This window comes from Streptomyces sp. NPDC001157, from assembly GCF_053598255.1.
The window spans coordinates 472,321-482,016 of the sequence record NZ_JBSFJW010000002.1 but is presented as its reverse complement, the minus strand read 5'-3'; the positions used below and the strand labels follow the sequence as shown (position 1 = coordinate 482,016).

Sequence of the window (9,696 nt, the reverse complement as noted above, 5' to 3'; positions counted from 1 at the left end):
GCGAGCTCACCGGCCTGGGCGATCCCTCCGATCCCGGTGACGGCGACCGGAAGGGTCCGGGTCAGTGCGTGACAGCCCCGGCTCGTGGTGGCCATTCGCTCCTGGCCTTCCCCGATCCGGGCCAGGGCTGCCACGGTCGCCGGGGCGCTACCGCGCCGCTCGGCCAGCGTGGGCACGCCCGCGAGCCAGCCGTCCGGCCACGCCGCATTGCCGGGGGAAGCCCAGCGGAGCCGCATGGTCTCCCTCTCAATGCCCTGCAGGTACGCCCACCGGCTGTAGGCGTGCAGGACCACCCCCGGCGCGTAACAGATTCCTTTGTGGTTTCCGCGCACCTGTGCGCGGATGATGCCCTCGGCGGTGAAGCAGGCCAGTTGTGTGCTGACGCCGGCTCGCAGCGGACCGCCGGCCGGCAGCCTGCCCCTGGCCCCTCCCACTGTGTCCCCGAGCGCCAGGCCGAGCATCATCCCGCGCACCCGGGACTCTCTTCTCAGATGCTCCCTCTGGAGTTCCTTCTCGTGGGGCAAGGGCGTGCGCCTCTCTCCTCGGGAACAGTGGTGGGTGTCCGGGTGATGGTGATGTCGGGGAGTGCCCGTGCAGAAGGGCGAGTCAGGGCACGAGCAGTCCTGGTCGCGCTCGCCGACCACCGTAGCGTCAGTCTCACAGCGGGCTGACACGGCCCCAACGGTCAACTCGTCCTGCGGTTGCCGCCGAGGACTGTGGCGTTCCATCAGGTGCATCGGGCACATGGAACCGCAGTCGCCACAAACGGGAGCGGGCGGTGTCGTACTCCCTTGCGGAGCGGGCGACGGGCCGACCTTCCCCGTCAGAGGCGGTCCGCGTCGACCACGGCCTGGGCGAAGGCCGCCGGTGCCTCCTGCGGCAGGTTGTGGCCGATGCCGGTCAGCGTCCGGTGCTCGTACTTGCCGATGAACTTGTCGCGGTACATGGAACCGTTGCCGGGGAGGGTGAAGGGGTCCTTCTCGGGGTCGAGGGTGATGGTGGGCACCGCGATGGGCGGTGTCGTGGCCAGCTTCTCCTCGTAGCGGTCGTAGCGGGGTTCGCCCTCGGCCACGCTGAGCCGCCACCGGTAGTTGTGGATGACGACCGCGGCGTAGTCGGGGTTGTCGAAGGCGGCCGCGGTGCGGGCGAAGGTGGCGTCGTCGAAGTTCCAGGTCGGCGAGACGAGGTCCCAGACGAGCCGGGTCAGCTGGAGGCGGTGGTCGTGGTCCTCCATGGCCTTCTTGCCGCGCTCGGTGGCGAAGTAGAACTGGTACCACCATGTGTGCTCAGCGGCCGCCGCGAGCGGTTCGAGCTGGGCCTTGCGGTCGGTGATGAGGTAACCGCTCACCGAGACCAGGGCCTTGACGCGCTCGGGCCACAGCGCCGCGAGGATGTCGCCGGTCCGTGAGCCCCAGTCGAAGCCGGCGATCACCGCCTTGTGGATCTTGAGCGCGTCCAGCAGCGCGAGGATGTCCAGCGCGATCGCCGACTGCTGCCCGTTGCGGAAGGTGCGGGAGGACAGGAACCGAGTGGTGCCGTGACCGCGGAGGTAGGGCACGATCACGCGATAGCCCTCTTCCGCGAGCAGGGGAGCGACCTCGACATAGCTGTGGATGTCGTACGGCCAGCCGTGCAGACAGATGACCACCGGGCCGTGGGCGGGGCCCAGTTCGGCGTAACCGACATCCAGCAGACCGGCCTTGACCTGTTTCAGAGCGGGGAACGAGGCATCGGTGCCCGGAGTGGTCGAGAGGGCCGGTGCGGCGCTCGAAACGCCTTGCAGGCCGGCCAGCGAGGCGGCGGCCGCTCCCGTGCCCAGGCCCATGGCCGTGGTGAAGGTACGCCTGTTGATCATCTGAAGCCTCCCGCGTATTGGGGCAAGTTCCGCACGGCTGCCGCGAGTTCGACGGCGGGGCGACTCTGGCACAGCATGCGTCACCTGTCAAAGAGGTTACGGGGTGACCTTGCTAACCGATTAGAAGGGTGATGAATCTTGTGGCGCCGGTCGTCACCTGTCAGAGTGGTTACGTGATCGAGCGCATCGACCGATGAAGAAGTGGAGTTCGGCCATGAACAAGGAATCGATGACGGACCCGGCCGCGTCGGCACGGCACGCGCGGTTCGGCACGCTTCCCGAGCGCATCCGCTTCGAGGACATGACCGAAGAGGTGGAAGCCGGCCGCAGCGGTGGGGTGACTGCCTCGTACAACCCCGACGGCTCCTGGAAGTACTACTCGTGCCTCGCCCTTGACCTGGGGCTGTAGGCGTCCGTTCGTCATGACAGGAAGACCAATGAGACGACTTCTGACCTTTCTCGCGGCCGGAGTACCGCTGGTTGCGGCCTTATACCTGCCGACCGGGGCTTCCGCGGACACCCGAAGTTCCGCCGCCGCCCCCTTCAACTGCTCGACCGTCTCCGTAAAGGCCCCGGCCGGCACCGAGGTGGAGGCCGTGACGGTGACCCGCCAGGAGGGCGGCACCGTGAACGGGAGCGGGATCCTGGGCGGTTCGGTCACCGGCGTGCCGGCCTACTGCGAGGTGACCGTCACCCTCACCCATCCCGGCGACGGCGACCACGCCAAGGTACGGACGTGGCTGCCCGCGCAGGGCTGGAACGGCCGCTTCCAGGCGCTCGGCGGCAGTGCCTACGCCGCCGGGGACAACGGAGTGGGCCTGGCAACAGCGGTCAAGAACGGATATGCCACCGCCACCACCGACGCAGGCGTGGGCGACGTCCTGGACACCGGCTGGGCGCTGAACGGCAAAGGGCAGGTCGCCACCGCGCTGCTGAAGAACTTCGCCGACCGCTCCCAGCACGAGATGGCGCTCGTCGGCAGGCAGGTCGTCGACGAGGTCTACGGCCAGGCCGCCTCCTACTCCTACTGGAACGGCTGCTCCACGGGCGGACGCCAGGGCTATATGGAGGCCCAGCGCCACCCGGAGGACTTCGACGGCATCCTCGCCGACGCACCCGCCGTCAACTGGGACGAGTTCGAGGTCGCCACCCTGTGGCCGCAGGTGGTGATGAACGAGACGAAGACCCGCCCGGGCATCTGCAAGTTCAACGCCTTCAACCAGGCCGCCCTCAAGGCCTGCGACAAGCTCGACGGCATCGAGGACGGCCTGGTCTCCGACGCCGAGCGGTGCACCTACGATCCCCGCCGTCTGATCGGCACCAAGGTCGTCTGCGCCGGCAAGGAGGAGACCGTCACGGCAGCCGACGCGGCCGTGGTGCGCAAGATCTGGGACGGCCCGCGGACCACTTCGGGCAAGAGGCTCTGGTACGGCCTGCCGGTCGGCGCCGACTTCGCGTATCTCGCGGGCGACGCCCCGTTCTCCGTCCCGGCCGCCTGGGTCGCGTCATGGGTGGAGAAGCAGCCCTCCTTCGACACCTCGAAGCTGACATACGACCAGTTCACACAGGTGTTCAGGCAGTCCCAGGAGGAGTACGGCAAGGTCATCGGCGCGGACGACCCGGACCTGTCCGCCTTCCGTGACGCCGGAGGCAAGCTCCTCACCTACCACGGTCAGGCGGACCAACTGATCCCCACTCGGGGCACTGTCGACTACCGCGAGCGCGTCGAGCGGAAGCTGGGCGGCTCTCACCGGGTCGACGACTTCTACCGCCTCTTCCTCGCTCCGGGCACCGCCCACTGCGCACTCAAGGGCTCGGTGGACGACCTGGCGGCTCTGACCAAGTGGGTCGAGCAGGGCAAGGCACCCGTGACCCTCACCGCCTCCCTCACCAACGCCTCCGGCCAGACCCTCACCCGCGATCTGTGCCGCTACCCCCTGATCTCCCGCTACAAGGGCCAGGGCGACCCGGCCGACGCCGACAACTTCCACTGCGTCCCGCCGTACCGGCGCTGACCGGCATCGCTGCGCCACCTTTCAGCCCACCTTCCCGACACATCCCGACCCAAGATGGGGGACCCGTCATGGCAGTCAGCTACACAGCAGTCGTAGACGTCACCGGAGAGGGCCGCAACGGCGGCACCGTCCGTTCGCAGGACGGCCTCCTCGACCACAGCCTGGCCATACCCAAGGAACTCGGCGGCGCGGGCAACGCCACCAACCCGGAACAACTCTTCGCCGCCGGCTGGGCAGCCTGCTTCCTCGGTGCCCTGCGCCGTGCCGCCGCCACCCGCAGGATCAGGCTCGCCAGCACCGCCGTCACCTCCGAGATCACGCTCACGCACGGCGACGACGGCGAGTTCACCCTCTCCGCCACGCTCAACCCCGTCCTCGGCGGCGTCGACGAGCACACCGCCCGGGAACTCGCCGAGGCCGCCCACCAGATCTGCCCGTACTCCAAGGCGACCCGCGACAACATCCCCGTGAGGATCAACGTGGCCACGACCTCGGAGAAGGGCGACTCGCAGTGAAGACCGAGAAGGGTACGAAGCAGGCGCGCGGTCGGCAGTTCGCGCGGGTTGGCGCCGCGACGGTCCTGGCGGGTGTGGTGATGGGCACGCTCGCCGTCACCGCGAACGGCGCGTCCCGGCCTGCCGCGGAGGACCGGCAGGCCAGGCCGACCATCGTTCTGGAACACGGCGCCTTCGCCGACGGCTCCAGCTGGAACGGCGTGATCCAAAGACTGCACGCCGACGGCTACTCGGTCGTCGCGGCAGCCAACCCGCTGCGCGGCCCGCACAGCGACGCCGCCGCCCTGCGTACCGTCCTCGACCACATCAAGGGCCCCAAGGTCCTCGTCGGCCACTCCTATGGCGGCTCGGTCATCAGCGACGCCGCCGTCGACGACCCCCGGGTGAAGGCCCTGGTCTACGTCGCGGCGTTCCTCCCGGCACCCGGCGAGAACGCCCTCGCTCTGACGAACGAGTACCCCGGCTCCACCCTCCCCGACGCCCTCGACCCCGTTCCCTGCACCAATGCCGACGGCACCACCGGAACCGACCTCTACATCAAGCAGGACAAGTTCCCTCACCAGTTCGCCGCCGACGTCCCCGCGAACCAGGCCGCCCTGATGGCGGCCGCGCAACGGCCCATCGCTCAGGCGGCGTTGGAGGAGAAGGCCACCGCCGCCGCCTGGAAGGACAAGCCCGCCTGGGACATCGTCACCACGCAGGACCTCAACATCCCTGCCGCTGTGCAGCGCTTCATGGCCCGGCGCGCCCACGCCCACACCGTCGAAGTCGCCGCTTCGCACTCGGTGGCCGTCTCACATCCCCGTCTCGTCGCCGATGTCATCGAAAAGGCGGCACGGGCCACGCACTGAGACCCTCGCTGCCGACGCAGGCATGAAACTGCTCCGCCGGCCCCCTCGGCCGGCGGAGCAACCGGCAGGTCCCACAGGCCCGTCACGACTTTCCTCGTAGAGGTCTGCGCCACCTCAACTCTCCTGATGAAGAGCAGAGTTCATGCACACTTACTGATGCGTCTGAGCTCGTTGTCGTCTCAGGGACCAGCAGCCGGAGGTTGCCCAGTGGCCGTGGAAAACCCGAGCGATCCCTCATGGGCCCAGGTCCACGAGGGCATCGAGGCTGTGATCGCGCGCTGGGACGAAGCGCTGGAACGTATCTCCGACGAGACGGCGGCACAGCGCACCGTCCGCGACTATCTCGTGGACTACGTGTTTCCGCAGGGCGGTGGCTCCCCCCAGGAGCGCGCAGAGTTCCTGTTTCTGATCGTGCAGCGGTTGGCAGAACTGGAACGCGTCGGCGACGGCCTTGTCGTCCTCGAGTGGATAGCGGAGTTGTACGCCGGTCATACCGATCCCGAGGTGGCCGTACCCGCGCTCATGGCGCTGACCGACGCGGCCGTGGCACTGGCGGCGCACGACAAGGACCCGGGCCATGCCGTCGCGCTCCTGAAGCGGGCGGCGGACCAGGTTGCCCCCGAGGCTCACGTGACGATTCAACGAGCAGCGTGCCGAGCGCTCGCCCAGGGAGCCTTCCTCATCGGCACGGCCCACGTTGCCGAGGGCGACCGGGGCATCAGGCAGCAGGCCGAGCCGTGGTACACGATCCTCGACCGCTGGTCGGGGAGCGAAGACCTGATTCTGCGCTGGCGACTGGCACAGGCGCACTTCCATATCGGCCTGTCCCACCTGCTGTCGGGAGAGGACGCGTCGGCCGACGACAGGTTCGCCAGCGCGGCAGCACAGTGGAAGGGCCTCGCCGTCGACCCCGGTATGACCGGGGAACTCGACACGGAGTACTTCGCCCGGGGCGAGTACGCGCGCCGCGTCCTTCGCGCCGTACAACTTCCGGGCCAGGCGGCGAACCTCATCGCAGAGCTGCTGATGAGGCCTGCCGCGAACCGGTGGGAGAGATGGCGCGAGCGGCGTCAAGCGAAGGAACTCGTCCGCGCCGCGCAGTACCGGCACCGGAGGTCGGTCGGCGAAGTGAAGACGTGGTGCTGTTGCGGACAGCCCTTTGCGCTGCTCCTGCGCAACTTCGGTCTGTTGGAGTGGACGGTCCGTCAGCCGGGGGCGGGCGCGGGTGGAGACGGCGTCCACCAGGTTCAGACGTTCACCTATCAACGCCGTGGTGATCATGTGGTGCGAGAACTGGGACGCGAGGTCCCCATCGTGCAGGTGGCCACCTCGGAATCCGCAGGGCTCGAGCTCGACTCCTGGCGGTTCCACGGCGAGCCCCTCGTCCAGGCCCAACTGTACCTTTCGAACGACAGCTGGTTCGAGACGGTGACCCACCTGATCACCCTCGCCGAAACCATCATCATCTGGGCCGAAGGCATGACACCGGCACTCGCCCGGGAGATCGCTGCCGTACGCGCCCAAGGACGTATGCAGGACGCGGTCGTCCTCATCGAGGAGCTGGACGACGACCCCGCCCAACGGGCCCCGATCGCTTTCGCCCTGGCGCAGCAGATCGTCGGGCAGGACAGTGACGACCACGACGCGGTCCGGTCATTGGCGGACGATCTGATGACACAGGTCAGAACGTCACGCGAGCAACTCACACCAGAGTCCCCGGCCCTCGCCGGATTCCCGCATGTGGTGGACCTCCGCCAGGCCCCCGAGTCGGACAGCGCACAGCATCCCGCCGTCCTGGCCAGACGGCGGTACCACCAGGGGCTCGGGGAGCTTGCCTGGGACGAACGGATGGCGCGTCTGTCAAGGCGACTCCACTCCTGACGACGGCTGCGGGGCCTACGGCAGGTGGGCCAGTTGCCGGGCGACGGCGTCCTGCGCGGCGGGGGACAGCAGCGAACCGGCGCGTTTGAGGAGGCCGTACAGCCCGGGGCCGTGCTGCTTGGCCAGATCCGCGTTGTGGGCCAGTACGTCGAGTTCGTTGGCGGCCGTGATTTCGAGGAACGCCCTCAGGGCTTCGGGGGAGGGTTGGTGGTCTTGGCCGGTGAAGCGGTCGCGGAAAGCGACTGCCGGGGTGCCGTCGATGCGTGGGTAGACGACGGCGCGGTCGCAGCCGGCGTACAGATACACCAACGCCTCCGCCGACTCACCGATCAGGGCTTGGAGCGTTGCCCGTTCGGTGAGGGACAGGAGTTTCGTGGCGAAGCCGTCGGTCCCGTATGTCGCGTGGCAGAGGCCAGCGGTCTGCAGGTCGGGGCCGGCTCCCCACTCGGCCAGCAGCCGCTGCACCCGCAGCAGGTGTTCGAGCAGTGTGCCGCCAGGATGAGGTATGTGGTCGGCTCCGTGGCCGCGCAGGAATTCCTCGATCGCTGCCTGAGTCCTTCCCCCGCTTGAGGGGTGTTGCGGGGCCGATGGCATGGTCGGACGTCCTCTCACCTGTGGTGAACTCGGAACGAGGACCAGCCTATTGCGCGGCGTTCACCAGCTGATTCCGGCCGCCACCGGCAGGTGGTCGCTGCCCGTGGCCGGCAGCACCCACGAGCTCTCCGGCCTCACTCCGCGGACCAGGATCTGGTCGATCCGCGCCACCGGGAACTTCGCCGGCCAGGTGAAGCCGAAGCCGTCCCCGGCCACGTCCTGCGCGGAGCGCAGTCGTGAGGTGAGGCCGGCGAACGCCCGGTCGTCCGTGGTGCCGTTGAGGTCGCCGAGCAGCACCACCCGCTTGCTCTTCTCGGTGGCGACGGCCTTGGCGAGCGCCTGCGCGTTCCTGTCCCGCGAGTCCGTCCAGAAGCCCGCCCTGGGATTCACTCGTGCGGATCCCAGGTGGGCCACGTACACCGCCAGCGGACCGTGGTGCGTCGCCACCGTGGTGCGCAGCGCCCGGTTGTAGGACAGCTTGACGGCGGCCGGCTTGGTGGCACCCAGCGGCCCGTAGTCCATCTCGATGTCCACCGGCCGTGTGTCCGACAGGGGCAGCTTGCTCCACAGCCCTACCGTGCCCAGCACCGTGTGGTACGGGTACGCCTTCGCCAGCCCCTTCTCATAGGCGCCCCGCGCCTGCGGGGTGATCTCCTCCACCGCCAGCACGTCCGCGCCGGAGGCGACCAGGTCGCGGGCGGTTCCGGCCGGGTCGGGGTTGTCGGCGCCGACGTTGTGGCCGGCCACGGTGAGGTCGCTGCCCGGGTGGGACTTGTCACTGAGCATCCCGCCGAAGAGGTGCAGCCACACCGTCACCGGAAGCAGCAGCGCGGCCACCGCGGAGGCGGAGCGGCGCCACAGCGCCCCGGCCAGCAGCACCGGGATGAACACAGCGAACCACGGCAGAAAGGTCTCCACCAGGCTGCCGAGGTTCCCGGCCCGGTTCGGGACCTCAGCGTGCAGCAGCATGAGCAGACCGAGCAGCACCGCCAAAGCCGTGAGGACCGGGCCGCGCCTCCAGGGCTCAGGCCGAGACCCCCTTCGGAGGGCCCGCCGGATGGGCGCGCTCCACGCACGTGAGCCGGTGTCCCGGCGCCCGGCGCCGTCCTGTCCGGTCTCCGCCGGGTCCGCCTGCGTCATCGTCTGTTCTCGCTCACTGGCGGTCACCGCTGCATCCTCGGGTCTTCGGTGGGGTCGGCATACACAGGCGGGCAGCCACGATCGATCGCACTGGGGCGCAACTCGTAGTGCCAGGTTTCGTTCCGGTAGTTCTGGCACAGCCCGTACCGGGCGCCGTGCCGGGACAGCCATGCCGTCGCAACGGAACGCCCGAGGTCCACCGCGTCCCCCGACACGTGGGGAGAGGTCGCCGCGGTGGCCACCCATCGGGCGGCCTCGTTCTCGGATCCGTACTTGGCCACGGCCTGGCGAAGCAGCTGATTCTGGTAGGCCGTTGAACGCCAGCCGCTGTTGACGTAGAACTCGACTCCGTCGGCCGCGGCGGCCTTCGCCGCCCGGCGCAGGGCCTTGAGCAGATCTGGATCGAGCTTGGCCACAGCCGGAACCGAGTCGTCGAAAACCGTCACGCCGTTGGGGACGATCCCGTCGGCCTCGCCCAGCGCACCACTGTGCGCACCGCGATCAGCACCGGAAGGTAATGCGTCCGACGGAGGCGAAAGCGACGAGGAGGACGAGGACTTCGGCACCTGGTGGCCCAGGACTGCGGTGATCACCGCGATGACGACTATCAGGCCGACGACAAGCAGCCCACGAATCCGGCGGTTCGTCGTGGGTGCCGATGGTGGGGTCCGAGTCATACCGCCCAGTCAAGGCGGCACGGTGTTGCCGGCACGTATGCGGTTTTCGATATGCCGACGATATGCGCCGACTCGCTGCGTAAATGACATGCGTGTGCGGGGTGTTGAGGACGAACCTTGTCCGGGGAACAGCTCGCCTTCCCGTCTTCGGTCGTACGAGAGGTCTCT

9 protein-coding genes and 1 pseudogene are annotated in these 9,696 nt (G+C 68.8%); 5 read left to right on the top strand and 5 right to left on the bottom strand.

Going from position 1 to position 9,696, the window contains the following annotated elements; genetic code table 11:
* Nucleotides 1-524, bottom strand: a pseudogene (locus tag ACWDAG_RS06075) (ADP-ribosylglycohydrolase family protein); the annotation flags it as partial.
* Nucleotides 525-823: 299 nt separating this feature from the next.
* Nucleotides 824-1,855, bottom strand: a complete 1,032-nt coding sequence (locus tag ACWDAG_RS06070) for an alpha/beta fold hydrolase (RefSeq protein WP_450694378.1) — start codon at nucleotides 1,853-1,855, stop codon at nucleotides 824-826.
* Between the two features lie 214 nt (nucleotides 1,856-2,069).
* On the opposite strand from ACWDAG_RS06070, the gene ACWDAG_RS06065 reads away from it, so the two are divergent.
* The 5 genes from ACWDAG_RS06065 to ACWDAG_RS06045 all read left to right on the top strand — a co-directional run bounded on the left by ACWDAG_RS06065 (nucleotide 2,070) and on the right by ACWDAG_RS06045 (nucleotide 7,117).
* Entirely contained in the window at nucleotides 2,070-2,264 is a 195-nt protein-coding gene (locus ACWDAG_RS06065) for a hypothetical protein (protein WP_450694377.1), read from the top strand.
* A 28-nt stretch (nucleotides 2,265-2,292) separates the two neighbouring features.
* Nucleotides 2,293-3,870: a tannase/feruloyl esterase family alpha/beta hydrolase gene (locus ACWDAG_RS06060; protein WP_450694376.1), complete on the top strand. Its 1,578-nt coding sequence runs from the start codon at nucleotides 2,293-2,295 to the stop codon at nucleotides 3,868-3,870.
* 68 nt (nucleotides 3,871-3,938) lie between these two features.
* Nucleotides 3,939-4,385 carry an Ohr family peroxiredoxin gene (locus ACWDAG_RS06055; protein ID WP_450694375.1) on the top strand — a complete coding sequence of 149 codons (447 nt, stop codon included), beginning with the start codon at nucleotides 3,939-3,941 and terminating at the stop codon, nucleotides 4,383-4,385.
* Between the two features lie 80 nt (nucleotides 4,386-4,465).
* The gene (locus ACWDAG_RS06050; protein ID WP_450694402.1) at nucleotides 4,466-5,236 is read left to right on the top strand and encodes an alpha/beta fold hydrolase; all 771 of its coding nucleotides are present in this window, start codon (nucleotides 4,466-4,468) and stop codon (nucleotides 5,234-5,236) included.
* A 126-nt stretch (nucleotides 5,237-5,362) separates the two neighbouring features.
* Nucleotides 5,363-7,117 (top strand): hypothetical protein, encoded by a 1,755-nt coding sequence (locus ACWDAG_RS06045; RefSeq protein WP_450694374.1) that lies wholly within the window; start codon nucleotides 5,363-5,365, stop codon nucleotides 7,115-7,117.
* Between the two features lie 15 nt (nucleotides 7,118-7,132).
* Here the strand turns inward: ACWDAG_RS06045 and ACWDAG_RS06040 are convergent, their stop codons facing one another.
* The 3 genes from ACWDAG_RS06040 to ACWDAG_RS06030 are packed head-to-tail and all read right to left on the bottom strand — an operon-like array spanning nucleotide 7,133 to nucleotide 9,528.
* Entirely contained in the window at nucleotides 7,133-7,711 is a 579-nt protein-coding gene (locus tag ACWDAG_RS06040) for a DUF6817 domain-containing protein (RefSeq protein ID WP_450694373.1), read from the bottom strand.
* 60 nt (nucleotides 7,712-7,771) lie between these two features.
* Entirely contained in the window at nucleotides 7,772-8,851 is a 1,080-nt protein-coding gene (locus ACWDAG_RS06035; RefSeq protein WP_450694401.1) for an endonuclease/exonuclease/phosphatase family protein, read from the bottom strand.
* Nucleotides 8,852-8,874: 23 nt separating this feature from the next.
* Nucleotides 8,875-9,528 carry a M15 family metallopeptidase gene (locus ACWDAG_RS06030; RefSeq protein ID WP_450694372.1) on the bottom strand — a complete coding sequence of 218 codons (654 nt, stop codon included), beginning with the start codon at nucleotides 9,526-9,528 and terminating at the stop codon, nucleotides 8,875-8,877.
* Between the last annotated feature and the right edge of the window lie 168 nt (nucleotides 9,529-9,696).

What these genes read in the sequence shown, in the direction of transcription:
- ACWDAG_RS06070 (WP_450694378.1), bottom strand. Translation starts at nt 1,855, where the DNA reads ATGATCAACAGGCGTACCTTCACCACGGCCATGGGCCTGGGCACGGGA.
- ACWDAG_RS06065 (WP_450694377.1), top strand. Translation starts at nt 2,070, where the DNA reads ATGAACAAGGAATCGATGACGGACCCGGCCGCGTCGGCACGGCACGCG.
- ACWDAG_RS06060 (WP_450694376.1), top strand. Translation starts at nt 2,293, where the DNA reads ATGAGACGACTTCTGACCTTTCTCGCGGCCGGAGTACCGCTGGTTGCG.
- ACWDAG_RS06055 (WP_450694375.1), top strand. Translation starts at nt 3,939, where the DNA reads ATGGCAGTCAGCTACACAGCAGTCGTAGACGTCACCGGAGAGGGCCGC.
- ACWDAG_RS06050 (WP_450694402.1), top strand. Translation starts at nt 4,466, where the DNA reads ATGGGCACGCTCGCCGTCACCGCGAACGGCGCGTCCCGGCCTGCCGCG.
- ACWDAG_RS06045 (WP_450694374.1), top strand. Translation starts at nt 5,363, where the DNA reads ATGAAGAGCAGAGTTCATGCACACTTACTGATGCGTCTGAGCTCGTTG.
- ACWDAG_RS06040 (WP_450694373.1), bottom strand. Translation starts at nt 7,711, where the DNA reads ATGCCATCGGCCCCGCAACACCCCTCAAGCGGGGGAAGGACTCAGGCA.
- ACWDAG_RS06035 (WP_450694401.1), bottom strand. Translation starts at nt 8,851, where the DNA reads ATGACGCAGGCGGACCCGGCGGAGACCGGACAGGACGGCGCCGGGCGC.
- ACWDAG_RS06030 (WP_450694372.1), bottom strand. Translation starts at nt 9,528, where the DNA reads ATGACTCGGACCCCACCATCGGCACCCACGACGAACCGCCGGATTCGT.